This window comes from Pseudomonas sp. TWI929, assembly GCF_039673335.1.
GTDB lineage: Bacteria > Pseudomonadota > Gammaproteobacteria > Pseudomonadales > Pseudomonadaceae > Aquipseudomonas.
In genome coordinates this window covers 22,811-40,783 of the sequence record NZ_JBDJLK010000049.1, presented here as the reverse complement: position 1 = coordinate 40,783, position 17,973 = coordinate 22,811, and the positions used below count along the sequence as shown (strand labels likewise).

Sequence of the window (17,973 nt, the reverse complement as noted above, 5' to 3'; positions counted from 1 at the left end):
CGAAAGGGCCGCAAAGCGGCCCCAGGATTTTTGCGTCACGGCGAATATTGTTGGGGCTGCTTTGCAGCCCTTTCGCGACGCAAGGCCGCTCCCACAAGTGCAGGCACCTCAGAGCGCCGCCCGCATAAGGGCAGCATCAACCCGCGTCGGTTTCAGGATGCGCCTGGTCGCTCGCACGCAACCCCCCGGCGCCACAAGTGCCATGCTTGCAGGATGCCTTCGGACCAGCGCGCGCAGACGCGCGGCCGTGGGCGAGGAGGCCGCCGCACCACGCAACCGTGACGTGACCGGCGCGCCGCAGCAGAACACGCCGGATACCTGCCCTCACAATAATTCAGGCAGGGTCCGTGATGCCGAGGTCCGCTGTATGCCTGATGAATTGCTCCACCTGCCCGTGATCCACCGCATCCTGGCCCGCGACAAGGATACCCCCGGCGCTCTGTTGCCGATCCTGCATGCCATCCAAAACGACATCGGCTACATCCCCGATGCCGCTGTGCCCGAAATCGCCCATGCCCTGAACCTCAGCCTGGCCGAGGTGCGCGGGGTGATCAGCTTCTACCACGATTTCCGCACCACACCGCCAGCGCGCCATACCCTGCGCCTGTGCCGCGCCGAGTCGTGCCAGAGCCGTGGCGCCGAGGCCTTGGCCGCGCAACTGCGCGATCAACTGGCACTGGACGACCACGGCACCAGCGCCGACGGCGCCATCAGCCTGCGCCCAGTGTATTGCCTGGGCGCTTGCGCCTGCTCGCCGGCGCTGGAGCTGGATGGCCAGGTACACGCGCGGCTCACCCCTGAGCGCCTGCGTGCATTGGTGAACGGTTGCCGGGAGGACACAGCATGCTGAAGCTATACATTCCCTGCGATTCGGTAGCCCGTGCCGTGGGTGCCGACCAGGTCGTCGATGCCCTGCAGCGCGAGGCCGAGCGCCGGCAGTTGCCGCTGGACATCCAGCGCACCAGCTCACGCGGGCTGTACTGGCTGGAGCCGCTGCTGGAGTGCGACAGCGCGCAAGGGCGCCTGGGCTTTGGCCCGGTTACCCCGCAAGACGTGCCGTCATTGCTCGATGCCCTGGCCGGCGAGCCTGGTGGCCATTCGTTGGCGCTGGGGCTGGTCGAAGACATCCCTTACCTCAAGACCCAGCAGCGCCTGCTGTTCGCCCGTGCCGGCATCACCCGCCCATTGTCGCTGGACGACTATCGCGCCCACGGTGGTTTCGCCGGCCTCGAAGCGGCCGTGGCCCTGAACGGTGCCGAAGTGGTCACCGCCGTGCTCGACTCCGGCCTGCGCGGCCGCGGCGGTGCGGCGTTCCCGGCTGGCATCAAGTGGCGCACCGTGCGTGACGCCGGGGCTGGGCAAAAGTACGTGGTGTGCAACGCCGACGAGGGTGACTCTGGCACCTTCGCCGACCGCATGCTGATGGAGGGTGACCCGTTCCTGCTGATCGAGGGCATGATCATCGCCGGCCTCGCCGTGGGCGCCGACAAGGGCTACATCTATGTGCGCTCGGAGTACCCCGACGCCATCCGCGTGCTCGACCAGGCCTTCGCCATCGCCCGTGCCGCCGGTTACCTCGGCACAGACGTAGCCGGCAGCGGCCAAGCCTTCGACCTGGAAGTGCGGGTTGGTGCTGGCGCTTACATCTGCGGTGAAGAAACCGCACTGCTCGAATCCATCGAAGGCAAGCGCGGCATCGTCCGTGCCAAGCCGCCGTTGCCCGCGTTGCAAGGCCTGTTCGGCCTGCCAACGCTGGTACACAACGTGCTCACCCTGGCTTCTGTGCCCATCATCCTGGCCAAGGGCGCGGCGTTCTACCGCGACTTTGGCATGGGCCGCTCGCTGGGCACCATGCCGTTCCAGCTGGCCGGCAACATCCGCCAGGGCGGCCTGGTGGAACGCGCTTTCGGCCTGACCCTGCGCGAGCTGGTGGAAGGCTATGGCGGCGGTACCGCCAGCGGTCGGCCACTGAAGGCCGCGCAGGTCGGTGGCCCGCTCGGTGCCTGGGTGCCACCCAGCCACTTCGACACCCCGCTGGACTATGAAGCCTTTGCCGCCATGGGCGCGATGCTTGGCCATGGCGGTGTGGTGGTGGCTGACGACACCCTGAACATGGCCAGCATGGCGCGCTTTGCCCTGCAGTTCTGCGCCGAGGAATCCTGTGGCAAGTGCACCCCATGCCGCATAGGTTCTACACGTGGCATGGAGGTGGTCGACCGGCTGATCGCCAGCAGCGACCTCACCGAGCGCCACGACCAGGCCCTGCTGCTCCGCGACCTGTGCGACACCATGCAGTACGGCTCGCTGTGCGCCATGGGCGGCATGACCGCCTACCCGGTGGCCAGCGCCCTCAAGTACTTCCCCGCCGATTTCGGGCTGACCACCACGGAGGCCGCGCAGTGATCAATTTCTTCGACCCCGCTTCTGATAAAAGCAGCGACCTCGGCACCCCGGCCCGTGACAGCGAGGTGCAGGTCAGCCTGAGCATCGATGGCCGTGCCATCAGCGTGCCCGCCGGCACCTCGGTGATGCGCGCCGCGGCCATGCTCGGCACCAGCATCCCCAAACTGTGCGCCACCGACAGCCTTGAAGCCTTCGGCTCGTGCCGCATGTGCATGGTGGAAATCGAAGGCATGCGCGGCTACCCGGCGTCGTGTACCACCCCGGTCAGCGAAGGCATGGTGGTACGCACCGAAACCCCGCGCCTGGCTGGGCTGCGGCGCAACGTGATGGAGCTGTACATCTCCGACCACCCGCTGGACTGCCTGACCTGCTCGGCCAACGGCAACTGCGAGCTGCAGACCGTGGCCGGCCAGGTGGGCCTGCGCGAAGTGCGCTACGGCTACGACGGCGCCAACCACCTGGCCGAGAAAAAGGACGTATCCAACCCGTACTTCGATTACGAACCAAGCAAGTGCATCGTCTGCAGCCGCTGCGTGCGCGCTTGCGAAGACATCCAGGGCACCTTCGCCCTGACCATCACCGGGCGTGGCTTTGAGTCGCGGGTGGCGGCGGCGGGCGGCGACAACTTCCTCGCCTCCGAGTGCGTGTCGTGCGGTGCCTGCGTGCAGGCCTGCCCGACCGCAACCCTGACGGAAAAGAGCCTGGTGCAGCTGGGCCAGCCTGAACGCTCGGTCATCACCACCTGCGCCTACTGCGGCGTAGGTTGCTCGTTCCGCGCGGAAATGAAGGGTGACCAGCTGGTGCGCATGGTCCCCGACAAGAACGGCGGCGCCAACCACGGCCACGCCTGCGTCAAGGGCCGCTTCGCCTGGGGCTACGCCACCCACCCGGACCGCATCACCAAGCCGATGATCCGCAAGCGCCTGGAAGACCCGTGGCAGGAAGTGAGCTGGGACGAGGCGGTGACCTACGCCGCCAGCGAGTTCCGCCGTATTCAGCTGAAGTACGGGCGTGACTCCATCGGCGGCATCACCTCCAGCCGTTGCACCAACGAAGAAGCTTACCTGGTGCAGAAACTGGTGCGCACGGCGTTCGGCAACAACAACGTCGACACCTGTGCGCGGGTGTGCCATTCGCCAACCGGCTATGGCCTGAAGCAGACCCTGGGTGAGTCGGCCGGCACGCAAAGCTTCGATTCGGTGATGCAGGCCGACGTGGTGCTGGTGATCGGCGCCAACCCGACCGACGCCCACCCGGTGTTCGGCTCGCAGCTCAAGCGCCGCCTGCGCCAAGGCGCGCGCTTGATCGTGATCGACCCACGGCGCATCGACCTGGTCGACTCGCCGCACGCGCGCGCCGAGCTGCACCTGCAACTGCGCCCGGGCACCAACGTGGCCATGCTCAACGCCCTGGCCCATGTGATCGTCACTGAAGGCTTGCTGGCCCAGCGTTTTATCGATGCTCGCTGCGAAACCGAGGACTTCGCCCGCTGGCGCGACTTCGTCAGCCTGGCGGAAAATGCCCCCGAGGTGCTCGGCCCGGTCTGTGGCGTGCCTGCCGAGCAGATCCGCGCCGCCGCCCGCTTGTACGCCACCGGCGGTAATGCGGCGATCTACTACGGCCTGGGTGTGACTGAGCACAGCCAGGGCAGCACCGCGGTGATGGGCATCGCCAACCTGGCCATGGCCACCGGCAACATTGGCCGTGAAGGGGTAGGGGTGAACCCGCTGCGCGGGCAGAACAACGTGCAGGGCTCGTGTGACATGGGCTCGTTCCCCCACGAGCTGCCAGGCTACCGGCATATTTCCAACGAGGGCGTGCGCGCCGAGTTCGAGCGCGCCTGGGGTGTGACCCTGCAGCCCGACCCGGGCCTGCGCATCCCCAACATGTTCGAAGCGGCGCTGGACGGCAGTTTCAAGGCCCTGTACTGCCAGGGCGAGGACATTGCCCAGAGCGACCCCAACACCCAGCACGTCACTGCGGCCCTGCGCGCCATGGAGTGCGTGGTGGTGCAGGACATCTTCCTCAACGAAACGGCCAAGTTCGCCCATGTGTTCCTGCCGGGCAGCTCGTTCCTGGAGAAGGACGGCACATTCACCAATGCCGAGCGGCGTATTTCGCGAGTGCGCAAGGTCATGGAGCCGCTGGCCGGCAAGGCCGACTGGGAAGCCACCGTGGCCCTGGCCAATGCCTTGGGCTACCCGATGAACTACCGCCACCCATCCGAGATCATGGACGAGATCGCCCGCCTGACGCCGACCTTCCACCGCGTCAGCTACGCCGAGATCGACCGCCACGGCAGCCTGCAGTGGCCGTGCAACGACGCCGCGCCCGATGGCACGCCGACCATGCACATCGACCAGTTCGTGCGTGGCAAGGGGCGCTTCATGCTCACTGGCTACGTGCCCACCGACGAGAAGGTCAACAACCGTTACCCGCTGCTGCTCACCACCGGGCGCATCCTCAGCCAGTACAACGTCGGCGCCCAGACCCGGCGTACCGCCAACGTTGCCTGGCATGATGCCGACCGCCTGGAGATTCACCCGGCCGATGCTGAAAGCCGTGGCATCCATGACGGTGACTGGGTTGGCATCGGCAGCCGCGCCGGGCAGACCGTGCTGCGTGCCAAAGTCAGTGCGCGGGTGGCGCCGGGGGTGGTGTACACCACGTTCCACTTCCCCGAGTCGGGGGCCAACGTGATCACCACCGACAACTCCGACTGGGCCACCAACTGCCCCGAGTACAAGGTGACGGCAGTGGAGGTGGTGAAGGTGTTCCAGCCATCGCAGTGGCAGAAGCGCTACCAGGACTTCAGTGATGAACAGCGGCGCCTGCTGAAGGAACGCCGCATTGCGGAGAAAGCCGAGGTGCGCCGATGAGCAGTGACAACCTGGTCAAGATGGCCAACCAGATCGCCCATTACTTCGACAGCGAGCCAAACCGGGCGCTGGCGGTGCAAGGGGTGCGGCAGCACTTGCAGAACTTCTGGACGCCGGCCATGCGCCGGCAGTTGGTGGAGTGGATCGAGGCCAATGCAGGGGAGGGGCTGGACCCGAAGGTGCGCGAGGCGTTGGCCTAGATTTCCGGCCGCAAGAAGAAACCTTGTGGGAGCGGGTTTACCCGCGAATGCGGCGGTGAGTCCAACCACGCATTCGCGGGTAAAACCGCTCCCACAGGGGCCCTGCAATTTCAAAGAATCATGTGTCTTCCTGAGGAAGACAGATTCAGCCGCGGGCCAGCTCTGCTTGGTGGGCAATCGCCTCCTCGCTCTTGAGCACCAGCACATCCCCCTCCAGTGCATCCAGCACCACTTCCGAAGTATTACCAATCAACGCCCCGGTAATCCCCGTGCGGCACACGGTACCAATCACCGTCACTACCGCATCAAGCTTTTTCTCGGTATGCGGAATAAGCACATCCGCCGGCCCCTCGGCCACATGCAGGTGGTCTTCGCTGATGCCGTACTCGGCCTGGAACGCCGAGCACGCCTCGCGGTAGCGCTTCTCGATGGATTCGCTCAACTGGTACACCGGGTCCGACGCCGACAGCATCGGCGACGGATGGGCACTGATCACATGCAGCTCGCCCTTGGCCAGTTTGGCAATCTCAAAGCCATGGTCGATGATGCTGGCATGCAGGCGACGGTGGTCCTCGTCCTGGTTGCCCACATCCACCGCCGCCAGGACCTTTCCACCGGTCCACGGCCGCTCGCTCTTGACCATCAGCACGGCACACGGGCACTGGCGCAGCAGCTTCCAGTCGCTGGGGGTGAGCAGGGCTTTTTTCAGTGGGTTGTCCGGGCGGTGTTCCTTGATCACCAGCTCGCAGCCTTCGGCCTGCTGCACATGGATGATGGTGTCGTGCAGGTTGTCGCGCCAGGCTTCTTCATGGGTGACATTGTCGTAGCCATCATCGTGCAGCTGGCTGCCCAGCAGGCTCAGCAGCGCGCTGTGGTCATGCCGTTTGTCGCACATCAGCAGGTGCAGGCGCGCACCGGTGACGCCAGCGATCAGCTTGGCCCGGGTCAAGGCGCGGCTGTGGGCGTGCGAGGGGTCGAGGACGACGAGGATGCTGCGGACGGCTTGCATGGGCGTTAGCTCCCTTCAAAGGTGGCGACCAATGACTGACTATAGTCGGCGCGTCCCCCGCTGGCGCTTGATGTACGTCAAGCATAGTCACTGGCGCCGCCCGCCGCCGCCGGTATAATCGCCGGCCCTGCCTGTTCTGTGTGGTTTGCACGCTTATGTCCCTGATCCCCGAAATCGACGCCTTTCTTGGTTGCCCGACCCCAGACGCCTGGATCGAAGCGGCGCTCGCCGACCAGGAAACCCTGCTGATCGACCACAAGAACTGCGAATTCAAGGCCGCCAGCACCGCCCTGAGCCTGATCGCCAAGTACAACACCCACATCGACCTGATCAACATGATGTCGCGCCTGGCCCGCGAGGAACTGGTGCATCACGAACAGGTGCTGCGCCTGATGAAGCGGCGCGGCGTGCCATTGCGCCCGGTGTCGGCGGGGCGCTATGCCTCGGGGTTGCGGCGCCTGGTGCGTGCCCACGAGCCGGTAAAGCTGGTGGATACGCTGGTGGTGGGAGCGTTCATCGAGGCACGTAGCTGCGAGCGCTTTGCCGCGCTGGTGCCGCACCTGGATGAGGAGCTGGGCCGCTTCTACCACGGCCTGCTGAAGAGCGAAGCACGCCATTACCAGGGGTACCTGAAGCTGGCGCACAACTACGGCGATGAGGCGGACATCGCCCGCCGGGTGGAGCTGGTGCGCGCAGCGGAAATGGAGCTGATCCAGTCGCCGGACCAGGAGCTGCGCTTCCACAGCGGTATTCCGCTGGCGCAAGCCGCCTGATTCGCACCAGGCGGCCCAGGCTTCAGTGCCGGCGGCCCAACAGCAGGCCTACCACCAGCCCCAGCCCTGCGGAAAGGGCCACGGTCTGCCACGGGTGCCCGCCAATGTAGTCCTGGGTGGCGTCCACCACCGGTTGCGCCTTGCTGCGCATGGTGTTGGCGGCCTGGCGGGCCTGGCGTAGCTTCAGGCTTACCTGCGCGCGCAGGGTGTCGGCCTCGTCGCCGACCAGGGCGGCGCTGTCGTTCAGCAGTTTTTCCGATTCTTCGATCAGCGACTGCAGCTCGCTGAATACCTGGTCCTTGATCTGATCGCTGTCGGCCAGCGCATTTTTCCGGGCCATGAACTCGTCCTCGTCGATGGGGTGGTTTGAACAATGGATGCCGCCGCGTCGGGAAAGTTGCGGTGGTTTTCCGATGTTGCGTTGCCTGGGTGTAAGATAGCGGCCATTTTCAAACCTGCAGGTACCTTCATGAGTTTCAATCTGGCCAACATGAGCTTTGAGGAACGGGCGCAGATCGAGGCAGAGAAGGCCCGGCTGTTCGAACTGTGGCAGAACAACCTGGGCAAGGCCAAGGGCGAAGCGGCCCGGCTGATTGCCGAAAAGCCGCGGCGCAAGGGCAAGTGGGCCGAGTGGGTGCGGGCCGAGCTGGACGGCATGGCGCCGCCCGAGTACGCCAGCATGGTGCGCAGCGAAGTCAACAAGCTGATGGCCGCCGCCAGCGCCAACCGCTGATCAGACCTTACCCGGGCCAGTAGCGCGACAAATGCGCATCGGCGTTGAAAGTATCTATCCAGATGAATGATACTGTTTCTCACTAACGCCCGATAATTCCTCCTACTGGCCGTACCCAATCCCATGCTGACGTCACCCGTGTCGGGGCTGCTGGCAAGTTTCCAGGAGCACTACGACGACCTGCTGCAGTTTCTGACCCGGCGCATGCACGACCGCCAACGCGCCGCCGACGTGGCGCAGGAAACCTACCTGAAGCTGGTGAAGCTCGATGAGCAGGCGCTGCCGGTGCTGCATGCGCGCAGTTTCATCTTCCGCGTGGCTGGCAACCTGGCAATCGATGCCTTGCGCCGCGAACAACGTATCGCCGCCAGCCACGACGACAGCGACGGGGCAGGCGAGGTGGCCTGCCCGGCGCCGGCGCCCGAGGCAGCCTTGCTGGCCCGGGAACGCCTGCAGATCCTCGACCAAGCGCTGCTGCAGCTGCCCGACAATGCCCGCCAGGCGCTGTTGCTCAACCGCGTCGAAGGCCTTACCCAGAAGCAGGTGGCACAACGCCTGGGCGTTTCCGAGAGTATGGTGGCCAAGTACATCGGCCAGGCCCTGCGCCATTGCCGCAGCTGGCTGAAACAGGCGGGTGTGGCGGCCTCTGCGGTGTTGCTGGTCGCCGCTGTAGCGGGTTGGCAGCGGGCGCCGATGCTGCTGGCGGATTACCACACTGCAGTGGGTGAGCGGCAGGTAATTACCCTGGCTGATGGCACGCGGGTGACGCTGAACAGCGCCAGCGCCTTGAGCGTGGTGTTCAGTGACCGTGAGCGGCGAGTGGTGCTGGAGTCTGGTGAGGCCCTGTTCGAGACCACGGATGACTCACGACCCTTTGTGGTCGATACGGCAGGTGAGCAGGTACAGGGGCGTGATGCAACCTTCAGCGTGCGCCGCGATGGCCGTGTGGTGTTGGCCCGAGGCGAAGCCAAGGTCGGCGAGCATGAACTGGCAGTGGCGGCCGATGCTGGCACACAGATGGCCTGGCAGCGCGGCAAACTGATCTTCAATGGCAAGCCGCTGGGGCAGGTGTTGGCAGAGCTTGAGCGTTACCGGCATGGGCGCATTGTGCTGTCCGATAGCAAGCTGGCGGCCATGGAGGTGAGCGGGGTGTTTGACCTTGATGAGCCTGAGGCGCTGTTGCGGACCCTGGAGCAGCGTTATGGGCTGAAGGTGACTTACCTGCCGTGGCTGGCCGTGGTTCATTGATCAGCCTGTACCGGCCTCTTCGCGGCTACAGGAATAAAAATATTTTTCATTTAGCACTGCAAGTTCCTGCAAGCCAGATCGTCGTAGTGGGACTGATCAGCAACCCATTCTCATTTACGATTTGTCTGGAAACTCATTCGTGCCTCTGATGCTCAAGCCTTTGCACCGCCGTCGCGGTCCGCTTCACCACGCCCTGATGTCCTGCAGTGCCCTGGCCATGCTGGTCGGCCCACTGTGCGCAGGGGCCTCGACCGCCACCGAGCAAGCCCAGGTGCAGGCCCGCCAAGTCCAACTGGACCTGCCGGCCCAGCCGCTGGACCAAGCCCTGACCGCCTTCGCCGACCAGGCCGGCCTGTACCTGCTGTACACCACCGGCGATGTCGCCGGCCAGGCCAGCCCGGCCTTGCAGGGCAGCTACAGCGTCGAGCAGGCCCTGCAGCAGTTGCTGGCCGGCAGCGGCATGAACTGGCACTTCAGTGACGCCCGCACGGTGACCCTGCGCAAGGCCGAGGCAGCGCCGCAGGCAGTCAACCTCAAGCCGATCGAAGTCAGCGTGGCCTCGCGTACCAGTACCGCCATCAGCGAAATCCCCGGCACCGTCTGGGTGGTCGACCAGCAGCAGTTGCGTGAGCAGATCGACAGCGGCGTCAGCCTGAAGGAGGCCATTGGCAAGCTGGTGCCGGGCCTTGACCTGGCGCCGGAAGGGCGCACCAACTACGGCCAGAACATGCGCGGGCGCAACGTGCTGGTGATGATCGACGGCGTCAGCCAGAACAGCTCGCGTGGCCTGTCGCGCCAGTTCGACAGTATTTCGCCGTTCAACGTCGAGCGGGTAGAGGTGCTGTCTGGTGCCAGCGCCATCTACGGCGGCGGCGCCACCGGCGGCATCATCAACATCGTGACCAAGAAGGGCGAGCCCGGCCCGGCGCGCTTCGAAACCCAGCTCGGCGCCAGCAGCGGCTTCAACAACAGTGACGACCTGGCCACCCGCTTCGCCCAGTCGATCAGCGGTGGTAACGAGCGGGTCAATGCCCGGCTGGGTATTTCCGGTGAGCAGAACGAAGCCTTCTACGACGGTGCCGGCGACCAGATCTTCATCGACAACACCCAGACCGACCTGCAGTACAACCGCACCATCGACGTACTCGGCACCCTGGGCCTGCAGCTGAACGACCAGCAGAGCCTCGACTTGCTGGCCCAGTACTACGACTCGGGCAACCATGGCAGCACGGGTATCTACTTCCCCAACCTGAACTACAACGCGCCGTCCGACCTGGAAGATGCCGAGCTGCGCAGTGGTTACTCGTCGGACCTGGAGCCGCGTACCCGGCGCCTACTGCTGAACGCCAATTACCACCACAGCGACGTGCTGGGCCAGGATTTCTACCTGCAGGCCTCGTACCGCAAGGAAGACGACAACTTCTACCCGTTCCCGTACTACAACCGCGCCACGCCCACCGGCTCGCGCGGGGTGTACTTCGCCGCCTCGCAGCAGAACTTCGAGGTCACCAGCCTCAAGGGCCTGTTCGCCAAGCAGTGGGACACGCTGAAGCTGACCTACGGCGTCGACCTGGACCGCGAGCGCTTCAATGCCGAGCAAACCACCTTCAACGCCCAGACTTCGTCCGAGTCGGGTGGCCTGGAGCTGGAGAAAGACAGCAAAGCCGCGCGCTACCCCAGCTACCGGGTCGATGGTGTGTCGGTGTACGCCCAGCTGGACTGGCATGCCACCGACAACCTGACGTTCTCCGGCGGTGCCCGGCGCCAGCAGATGGACGTGGACGTCAGCGACTTCAAGGGCGTGCCGGGCGGCAGCAACGACTACCAGGTCAACCTGTTCAACATCGGCGCCATCTACGACTTCAAGAACGGCCACCAGGTATGGACCAACTACGGCGAAGGCTTCGACCTGCCAGACCCGGCCAAGTACTACGGCAAGCCAGGCCTGAGCGTGGCTGACAACCCGCTGGCTGGCATCAAGAGCCGCCAGGTGGAACTGGGTTGGCGCTTTGCCGACCTGGACTGGGATGCCCAGGCGGCGCTGTACTACATCTGGTCGGACAAGATCATCAACGTTGACTCGCAAACGCTCACCATCAACGTGGAAGAACAGAAAAGCCGTGACCTCGGCTTTGAAGGTGCGCTCACCCGGCACTTCCAGAATGGCTGGGAAACCGGCGGTACGCTGCACCTGACCCGCTCCGAGGAGGAAGACCCCGACGGCGGCTGGATCAAGCGCGACGCCCGCTATGCCTCGTTGTCCAAGGCCACCGCGTTCGTTGGCTGGAAGGGCGATGGCCGCAGCGCGCGGTTGCAGGCCAACCATGCCTTCAGCCTGAAAGACGATGCCGACCACGAGATCGACGGCTACACCACCTTCGATGTGCTGGCCAGCCAGGACACCGGCTTCGGCACCTTCAGCGCCGGCATCCAGAACCTGCTGGACAAGCAGTACAGCACGGTCTGGGGGCAGCGCGCGACGCTGTTCTATTCGCCGACCTACGGGCCGGCGTACCTGTATGACTACCAAGGGCGCGGGCGTACCTACACCCTGACCTGGAGCATGGCTTACTGACCCGTTTGGCGCAGGGTTGCTTTTATCCCTGTGGGAGCGGCCTTGCGTCGCGAAAGGGCCGCAAGGCGGCCCCGACAATTTGTGCTGCGTGGCTGAAATCCTGGGGGCGCTGCGCACCCGTTTCGCGACACAAGGCCGCTCCCACAGGGACCGCGTACGGCTCAAGGTTGGCGCCGTACTTGTGGGAGCGGTGTTCTCGCGAAGAGGCCGGGTCAGGCAAACGCTGCCAGCAAATCCTGCGCAAACGCCTGCTGTGCTTCACCCACCACCTGTGCCCGATGGCGGGCCAGGGTAAACGGCACCACAAAATCCAGCCCTGGGTCCAGCGCCCACAACAGCCCTTCAGCCTCCCACCCCTGCGCGCAATGGCACGGCAGGTAGCCGATATGCTGCCCTGACAGGATGAACGTCAGCACGCTCTCGATCTGCTCCGCCACCGCCATGCTGCGCCGGCTCTGGAACGGCTCACCCCCCTTGAGAAACCGGTATGGGTGGCGCACCTGGTCTGTCTCCAGCAAGCGCTCAAGCCCTGTTTCAGCCTTACCGAACAGCACATGCCCCTTGCCGCAATACAGCCGTTGCCGCTCCTCGAACAACGGCTGGTAGTCGAAAGCTGCCTGGTTGCCGGAAAAATAGCTGATGGCGTAGTCCAGCCGTTGCTCTAGCAACAGCCGCTCCAGCTCCGCCGGCGGTGCACTGATCAGCTCCAGCTGCACCGACTCTTCTCGCCTGCGAAAGGCCGCAATGGCCGCCGCCAGCTTCAGGCTTACCGCCTTGTCCTGGTTCTCCGCCATGCCTATGCGCACGGTCCCCAGCAAGCGCCCGGTAACCCCATTGGCTTGCTGGCGAAACTGCTCGATGTTCAGCAGCAGGCCACGGGCTGCGTCCAGCAGTAATGCACCTTTTTCCGTCAGGCGAAAACCGCCCTTGCCGCGGCTGCACAGGCGGTAGCCCAGGCGTGCTTCCAACTGCGCCATGCGCTGGCTGATGGTGGGCTGGCTCAGGCCCAGCACACCCTGCGCGGCGCTGAAGCCACCGGCCTCGACTACAGTGACGAACAGCCGCAGCAGGTGCAGGTCGGGGTCGTGCACTTGTCCGAGCATTACATTGCTCCTTGTGAATGTCAGCTTTGCAAACTTGCCATTCCTGCAATGTAACCCGGCTGGCATGCTCGCGGCATCCACCCATTTACCGAGGTGTCCGCCATGCGTCGATCGTTGTGCCTGTTGTCCCTGGTCCTGGCCTTGCCGCTGCAGGCCGAAGAAAAGGTCGTCAACCTCTACAGCTGGGCCGACTACGTCGCCCCGCAAACCCTGCAGCGCTTCGAACGGGAAACCGGCTACAAGGTGCGTTACGACACCTTCGACACCACCGAAGTGCTGGAAACCAAGCTACTGACCGGTGGCAGCGGCTACGACGTGGTAGTGCCGTCATCTACCGTGCTGGCGCGGGCGCTGAAGGCCAATGCCCTGCAACCGCTGGACGCCCAGGCCATGCCCGGCTACGCCAACCTCGACAAGGACCTGCTGGCCAAGCTCGCCGAGGCCGACCCCGGCAACCGCCATGCCGTGCCCTACACCTGGGGCACCCTGGGCCTGGGGGTGAACGTGGAGGCGGTGCGCCAGCGCCTGGGCGATGTGCCGTTGGACAGCCTCGACCTGTTGTTCAAGCCCGAATACGCCAGCCGCCTGAAGGATTGCGGCATCGCCATGCCCGACTCGCCGCAGGAGGTAATCGGCGTGGCCCTGAACTACCTGGGCAAGGACCCTTACAGCCAGAACAAGGATGATCTGGCCGCCGCGCAGAAACTGCTCAGCCAGTTGCAACCATCGATCAGCTACGTCGCCAACGGCCGGCAGATCAGCGACCTGGCCAACGGTAGCGTGTGCCTGGCGCTGACCTACAACGGCGATGCGGCGATGGCCGCCGACCAGGCGCGCCGCGCTGGCAAGCCGTTCGAGCTGATCTACCGCATCCCGCGTGAAGGTACGCTGGTGTGGCAGGACAACCTGGTCATCCCCAAGGACGCCCCGCACCCGGAAGCCGCGCGGGCATTCATCGCCTTCATGCTCAAGCCCGAGTCGGTGGCTGCGCTGACCAATACGCTGTTCTTTGCCAACGCCAACCAGGCTGCCACGCCGCTGGTGGACGAAGCGGTGCGCAATGACCCGGACATCTACCCGCCTGCCCACGTGCGCCAGCGCCTGTACGCCGACCGCAGCATGGCCCTGGCCGACCTGCGCCAGCGCAACCGCCTGTGGACTGCCTTCCGTAGCCGCCAATAACCATAACGACCCAGGAGCCCGACCGTGGACCAAGCCGCAAACAACGACCAGGCCATGACCCGCGACAGCCTGTACGGCACTGCCGCAGAAAGTACCTACGCTGGTATCACCAGTTTCTCGCGCCGCCGCTACAGCCGCGACCTGCGTGGGGTGGATGTGGTGGTCAGTGGCGTGCCGTTCGACACCGCCACCAGCAACCGCCCAGGTGCACGCTTCGGCCCGCGGGCGATCCGTGCCGCTTCGGTGCAGCAGGCCTGGGCCCGGCACTGGCCGTGGGCGTTCGACCCGTTCGACCACCTGGCAGTGATCGACTATGGCGACTGCGCCTTCGACAGTGGCACGCCGCAGTCGGTGCCGGACAGCATCGAGGCCCATGCCGAGCATATTCTGCAGGCCGGTTGCGCCATGCTCACCCTCGGTGGCGACCACTTCATCAGCTACCCGTTGCTCAAGGCACACGCCCGCCAGCATGGCCCGCTGGCGCTGATCCATTTCGATGCGCACAGCGATACCTGGCCGGACGAGGATGGCAAGCGCATCGACCACGGCACCATGTTCTGGCATGCCGCCCGCGAAGGCCTGGTGGACCCGGCTCACTCGGTGCAGATTGGCCTGCGCACCACCAATGACGACAGCCAGGGCTTTGCCATCCTCGACGCCCGGCAGGTGCACCGCCAGGGCACCGAAGCGGTGATTGCGGCGATTCGCCAGCGGGTAGGCGAGCGGCCGGTGTACCTGACCTTCGATATCGACTGCCTCGACCCGGCCTATGCGCCCGGTACCGGCACGCCGGTGTGTGGCGGGCTGAGCACGGTGCAGGCGCTGGAGATCCTTGGCGGGCTGCGCGGCATCAACCTGGTGGGCATGGACCTGGTGGAAGTGGCGCCGGCCTACGACCATGCCGACATCACGGCATTGGCTGGGGCGACGCTGGCGATGGAGATGCTGTGCCTGTATGCGGCGCGGCACAAGGTAGATAAAGGCCAGTAATTTGGGGGCCGCTTTGCGGCCCATCGCGACGCAAGGCCGCTCCCACAATGATCGGTGCACGCCGATCCTTTGTGGGCGCGGCCTTGCGTCGCGAAAGGGCTGCGCAGCAGCCCCCTGGGCCCATACTGAAACATCACGAATCAACTCCACCCATATTCACACTTTTGCCGCGAACCCTTCGCGCCTTAGGCTATCAAAGCCACCAGGCGCGGCATTTTCGTACAGGAGGTGAAGCATGACCCCGACATTGCCCACCCTGGCCCTCGGCCTGGCCTTGTGCCTGCCCGCGCATGCTGCCCCGCAGCCACCGTTGCAGCTCGCCGCCGGCAACAACAACCCCTACAACAGCCCGATCCAGCGCGCCAACCCCAACAGCCGCCAGGGCAGCATGTCGGCCACACCCCCCGTGCGCGGCCCGTCCACCGACCCGTACCAGCGCACCCCCACCCTGGACAACCGCGGCATCGGCAACGGCGACAACCTGCGCCGCCAGCAGCAAACCCCGAACCTGGAACCCACCCGGCCACCGCGCGACAGTACGCGGGCGCCGTGAGCCCCACTGAAAGGAATCCTGCATGTTTCGAGTACCCTGGCTAGCCACCCTGACCGCCGCCGCTCTGTTGCCCCTGCTGGCGCAGGCGGCGGCCGAACAGCAGTTTCGCAGCGAAGAAGGCACCGTGACTGTCAGTACCCTCGCCGATGGCCTGCGCAACCCCTGGGCGTTGGCCTTCCTGCCGGGGGGCAAGGACATGCTGGTGACCGAGCGCGCCGGCAACCTGCGGGTGGTCAATGCCGAAGGCAAGGTCGGCCCGCCGATCAGCGGCGTGCCGAAGGTCTGGGCCGAGGGCCAGGGCGGCCTGCTGGACGTGGTGCTGTCACCGGAATTCGGCAAGGACCGCACGGTGTACCTGTCCTATGCCGAGGAGGGCAGTGACGGCAAGGCCGGTACTGCGGTCGGCCGTGGGCAGTTGTCCGAGGACCGCGCGCGGCTGGAGAATTTCACGGTGATCTTCCGCCAGCAGCCCAAGCTGTCGGTGGGCAACCACTTCGGTTCGCGGCTGGTGTTCGACCGCGACGGCTACCTGTTCATTGCCCTGGGCGAGAACAACCAGCGCCCCACCGCCCAGGACCTGGACAAGCTGCAGGGCAAGATCGTGCGTATTCTGCCGGACGGCGAAGTGCCCAAGGACAACCCCTTCGTCGGCAAGGACAACGTGCGGCCGGAGATCTGGTCTTATGGCCACCGTAACCAGCAAGGCGCCGCACTCAACCCCTGGACCGGCAAGCTGTGGACCCACGAGCACGGCCCGCGGGGCGGTGATGAAATCAACATCCCGGAGCCTGGCAAGAACTACGGCTGGCCAATTGCGACCCACGGCATCAACTATTCGCTGCTGCCGATCCCCGAGGCCAAGGGCAAGCACGTGGACGGCATGGTCGACCCACACCATGTATGGGAAAAGTCGCCGGGCATCAGCGGCATGGCGTTCTACGACAGCCCCACGTTCAAGGCTTGGGACCACAACCTGTTCATTGGCGCGCTGGCCACCCAGGAGCTGATCCGCTTGCAGCTGGATGGCGACAAGGTGGTGCACGAGGAGCGCTTGCTCGGTGAGTTGAAGGCGCGGATCCGCGATGTGCGGGTGGGGCCGGATGGGTACCTGTATGTGCTGACCGATGACAAGGATGGCGCACTGCTCAAGGTAGGCTTGGCCGACGAAGCCTGACGCGCTCCTACAGGAATCGCGTGGCTGTGTAGAATGCCGCATGGCCATCTCCCCCGAACATCTCTACCAGCAAGCCCTGACCACCCAGGGCTATGTCGCCGACCCCGCCCAGGCCCGCGCGGTCGAGGCCTTGCAAGCCTGCTTCCAGGCCGTCGAGCAAGGCCGCGCCACCCGGGGCATCTACCTCTGGGGCCCGGTCGGCCGTGGCAAGACCTGGCTGATGGACCAGTTCCATCGCTGCCTGCGCATACCCAGCCGGCGTCAGCACTTCCACCACTTCATGGCCTGGGTGCACCAACGCCTGTTCCAGCTCAACGGCACTGCCGACCCGCTGCTGGCCCTGGCCCGGGAGCTGGCCGGGCAGATCCGCGTGCTGTGCTTCGACGAGCTGTTCGTCAACGACATCGGCGACGCGATCATCCTCGGCCGCCTGTTCCAGGTTTTGTTCGACCATGGGGTGGTGATCGTCGCCACCTCAAATCAGCCACCCGAGCAGCTCTACCGCGACGGCTTCAACCGCGAACGCTTTCTGCCCGCCATCACCGCCATACAGCGGCATATGCAGACACTGCCGGTGGCCGGTGAGCAGGACCATCGCCTGCACCCAGGTGCCGAACGCCAGCGCTATTGGGTGGCGCAAGCGGGGCAGGCCAGCCAGTTGCATGAGGTGTTCCGCCAGCTCAGCCCTGAAGACGCCGGCACTGAACAACCCTTGGCTATCGGCCCCAGGCAGGTGCAGGTTGTGCGGCGCAGCGAACAGGCCATCTGGTGCCGCTTCACCGACCTGTGCGAACAACCGCTGGCAGCCATGGAGTTCATGGCCTTGTGCGACCGTTTTCCGGCCATCCTGTTGTCGGGTATTCCGGCGCTGGGCGGTGAGCAGCGGGCCGGGCGCATTGCCCGTGGCACCGAGGACGCTGCGGCGCGGGTGGTGGCGGGCGATCGCCAACTGCCGGCGCTGTCCCCCAAGGACGACGCGGTGCGCCGCTTCATTGCCTTGGTCGACGAATGCTACGACCGTCGGGTGGCGTTGTACCTGGAGGCACAGGTACCGCTCGATGCGCTCTACACTCAAGGGTATCTGGCGTTCCCGTACCAACGGACGTTAAGCCGGCTACGGGAGATGCAACTGCAACGCTTCGCCTGAAAAG

16 protein-coding genes are annotated in these 17,973 nt (G+C 65.2%); 13 read left to right on the top strand and 3 right to left on the bottom strand.

The window, feature by feature from the left end; genetic code table 11:
* Positions 1 to 367: 367 nt before the first annotated feature.
* Genes ABE456_RS18745 through ABE456_RS18730 form a run of 4 tightly spaced genes read left to right on the top strand, consistent with a single transcriptional unit; the run spans position 368 to position 5,482 of the window.
* The gene (locus ABE456_RS18745; protein WP_346645242.1) at positions 368 to 850 is read left to right on the top strand and encodes a formate dehydrogenase subunit gamma; all 483 of its coding nucleotides are present in this window, start codon (positions 368 to 370) and stop codon (positions 848 to 850) included.
* On the top strand, positions 844 to 2,403 hold the full coding sequence (locus ABE456_RS18740; protein ID WP_346645241.1) for an NADH-ubiquinone oxidoreductase-F iron-sulfur binding region domain-containing protein: 1,560 nt from the start codon (positions 844 to 846) through the stop codon (positions 2,401 to 2,403). Before ABE456_RS18745 ends, ABE456_RS18740 begins: the two co-directional genes overlap by 7 nt.
* The gene (gene fdhF, locus ABE456_RS18735; RefSeq protein ID WP_346645240.1) at positions 2,400 to 5,282 is read left to right on the top strand and encodes a formate dehydrogenase subunit alpha; all 2,883 of its coding nucleotides are present in this window, start codon (positions 2,400 to 2,402) and stop codon (positions 5,280 to 5,282) included. The genes ABE456_RS18740 and fdhF overlap by 4 nt, the downstream gene beginning before the upstream one ends.
* Positions 5,279 to 5,482: a formate dehydrogenase subunit delta gene (locus ABE456_RS18730; RefSeq protein ID WP_346645239.1), complete on the top strand. Its 204-nt coding sequence runs from the start codon at positions 5,279 to 5,281 to the stop codon at positions 5,480 to 5,482. The genes fdhF and ABE456_RS18730 overlap by 4 nt, the downstream gene beginning before the upstream one ends.
* Positions 5,483 to 5,627: 145 nt before the next feature.
* On the opposite strand, the gene ABE456_RS18725 is transcribed toward ABE456_RS18730, so the two are convergent.
* Positions 5,628 to 6,491, bottom strand: a complete 864-nt coding sequence (locus ABE456_RS18725; RefSeq protein WP_346645238.1) for a universal stress protein — start codon at positions 6,489 to 6,491, stop codon at positions 5,628 to 5,630.
* Between the two features lie 155 nt (positions 6,492 to 6,646).
* Here ABE456_RS18725 and miaE point away from each other — a divergent pair, with 155 nt between their 5' ends.
* Positions 6,647 to 7,264, top strand: coding sequence for a tRNA isopentenyl-2-thiomethyl-A-37 hydroxylase MiaE (miaE, locus tag ABE456_RS18720; RefSeq protein WP_346645237.1), 618 nt, complete (start codon positions 6,647 to 6,649; stop codon positions 7,262 to 7,264).
* 22 nt (positions 7,265 to 7,286) lie between these two features.
* Here the strand turns inward: miaE and ABE456_RS18715 are convergent, their stop codons facing one another.
* Positions 7,287 to 7,604 (bottom strand): DUF883 family protein, encoded by a 318-nt coding sequence (locus tag ABE456_RS18715; RefSeq protein ID WP_346645236.1) that lies wholly within the window; start codon positions 7,602 to 7,604, stop codon positions 7,287 to 7,289.
* Positions 7,605 to 7,733: 129 nt separating this feature from the next.
* On the opposite strand from ABE456_RS18715, the gene ABE456_RS18710 reads away from it, so the two are divergent.
* From ABE456_RS18710 to ABE456_RS18700, 3 genes are all read left to right on the top strand, one after another.
* Positions 7,734 to 7,997 carry a hypothetical protein gene (locus tag ABE456_RS18710; RefSeq protein WP_346645235.1) on the top strand — a complete coding sequence of 88 codons (264 nt, stop codon included), beginning with the start codon at positions 7,734 to 7,736 and terminating at the stop codon, positions 7,995 to 7,997.
* Positions 7,998 to 8,120: 123 nt separating this feature from the next.
* Entirely contained in the window at positions 8,121 to 9,245 is a 1,125-nt protein-coding gene (locus ABE456_RS18705; RefSeq protein WP_346645234.1) for a sigma-70 family RNA polymerase sigma factor, read from the top strand.
* A gap of 148 nt (positions 9,246 to 9,393) precedes the next feature.
* The gene (locus ABE456_RS18700; protein ID WP_346645243.1) at positions 9,394 to 11,820 is read left to right on the top strand and encodes a TonB-dependent receptor; all 2,427 of its coding nucleotides are present in this window, start codon (positions 9,394 to 9,396) and stop codon (positions 11,818 to 11,820) included.
* 212 nt (positions 11,821 to 12,032) lie between these two features.
* Here the strand turns inward: ABE456_RS18700 and ABE456_RS18695 are convergent, their stop codons facing one another.
* Positions 12,033 to 12,923 carry a LysR family transcriptional regulator gene (locus ABE456_RS18695; RefSeq protein WP_346645233.1) on the bottom strand — a complete coding sequence of 297 codons (891 nt, stop codon included), beginning with the start codon at positions 12,921 to 12,923 and terminating at the stop codon, positions 12,033 to 12,035.
* A 102-nt stretch (positions 12,924 to 13,025) separates the two neighbouring features.
* Between ABE456_RS18695 and ABE456_RS18690 the strand changes: the two genes are divergently transcribed.
* The 5 genes from ABE456_RS18690 to zapE all read left to right on the top strand — a co-directional run bounded on the left by ABE456_RS18690 (position 13,026) and on the right by zapE (position 17,969).
* Positions 13,026 to 14,105, top strand: coding sequence for a polyamine ABC transporter substrate-binding protein (locus ABE456_RS18690; protein WP_346645232.1), 1,080 nt, complete (start codon positions 13,026 to 13,028; stop codon positions 14,103 to 14,105).
* A 24-nt stretch (positions 14,106 to 14,129) separates the two neighbouring features.
* Positions 14,130 to 15,095, top strand: coding sequence for an agmatinase (gene speB / locus ABE456_RS18685; protein ID WP_346645231.1), 966 nt, complete (start codon positions 14,130 to 14,132; stop codon positions 15,093 to 15,095).
* Between the two features lie 235 nt (positions 15,096 to 15,330).
* Entirely contained in the window at positions 15,331 to 15,648 is a 318-nt protein-coding gene (locus ABE456_RS18680) for a hypothetical protein (protein WP_346645230.1), read from the top strand.
* A 22-nt stretch (positions 15,649 to 15,670) separates the two neighbouring features.
* Entirely contained in the window at positions 15,671 to 16,822 is a 1,152-nt protein-coding gene (locus ABE456_RS18675; protein ID WP_346645229.1) for a PQQ-dependent sugar dehydrogenase, read from the top strand.
* A gap of 40 nt (positions 16,823 to 16,862) precedes the next feature.
* Positions 16,863 to 17,969 carry a cell division protein ZapE gene (zapE, locus tag ABE456_RS18670; protein WP_346645228.1) on the top strand — a complete coding sequence of 369 codons (1,107 nt, stop codon included), beginning with the start codon at positions 16,863 to 16,865 and terminating at the stop codon, positions 17,967 to 17,969.
* Positions 17,970 to 17,973: the final 4 nt, after the last annotated feature.

Bases quoted from the DNA above. Each gene is read 5' to 3' on its own strand.
- ABE456_RS18710 (WP_346645235.1), top strand. From the start codon at position 7,734: ATGAGTTTCAATCTGGCCAACATGAGCTTTGAGGAACGGGCGCAGATC.
- ABE456_RS18740 (WP_346645241.1), top strand. From the start codon at position 844: ATGCTGAAGCTATACATTCCCTGCGATTCGGTAGCCCGTGCCGTGGGT.
- ABE456_RS18675 (WP_346645229.1), top strand. From the start codon at position 15,671: ATGTTTCGAGTACCCTGGCTAGCCACCCTGACCGCCGCCGCTCTGTTG.
- ABE456_RS18700 (WP_346645243.1), top strand. From the start codon at position 9,394: ATGCTCAAGCCTTTGCACCGCCGTCGCGGTCCGCTTCACCACGCCCTG.
- ABE456_RS18680 (WP_346645230.1), top strand. From the start codon at position 15,331: ATGACCCCGACATTGCCCACCCTGGCCCTCGGCCTGGCCTTGTGCCTG.
- zapE (WP_346645228.1), top strand. From the start codon at position 16,863: ATGGCCATCTCCCCCGAACATCTCTACCAGCAAGCCCTGACCACCCAG.
- ABE456_RS18745 (WP_346645242.1), top strand. From the start codon at position 368: ATGCCTGATGAATTGCTCCACCTGCCCGTGATCCACCGCATCCTGGCC.
- ABE456_RS18705 (WP_346645234.1), top strand. From the start codon at position 8,121: ATGCTGACGTCACCCGTGTCGGGGCTGCTGGCAAGTTTCCAGGAGCAC.
- miaE (WP_346645237.1), top strand. From the start codon at position 6,647: ATGTCCCTGATCCCCGAAATCGACGCCTTTCTTGGTTGCCCGACCCCA.
- ABE456_RS18730 (WP_346645239.1), top strand. From the start codon at position 5,279: ATGAGCAGTGACAACCTGGTCAAGATGGCCAACCAGATCGCCCATTAC.
- ABE456_RS18715 (WP_346645236.1), bottom strand. From the start codon at position 7,604: ATGGCCCGGAAAAATGCGCTGGCCGACAGCGATCAGATCAAGGACCAG.
- ABE456_RS18725 (WP_346645238.1), bottom strand. From the start codon at position 6,491: ATGCAAGCCGTCCGCAGCATCCTCGTCGTCCTCGACCCCTCGCACGCC.
- ABE456_RS18690 (WP_346645232.1), top strand. From the start codon at position 13,026: ATGCGTCGATCGTTGTGCCTGTTGTCCCTGGTCCTGGCCTTGCCGCTG.
- ABE456_RS18695 (WP_346645233.1), bottom strand. From the start codon at position 12,923: ATGCTCGGACAAGTGCACGACCCCGACCTGCACCTGCTGCGGCTGTTC.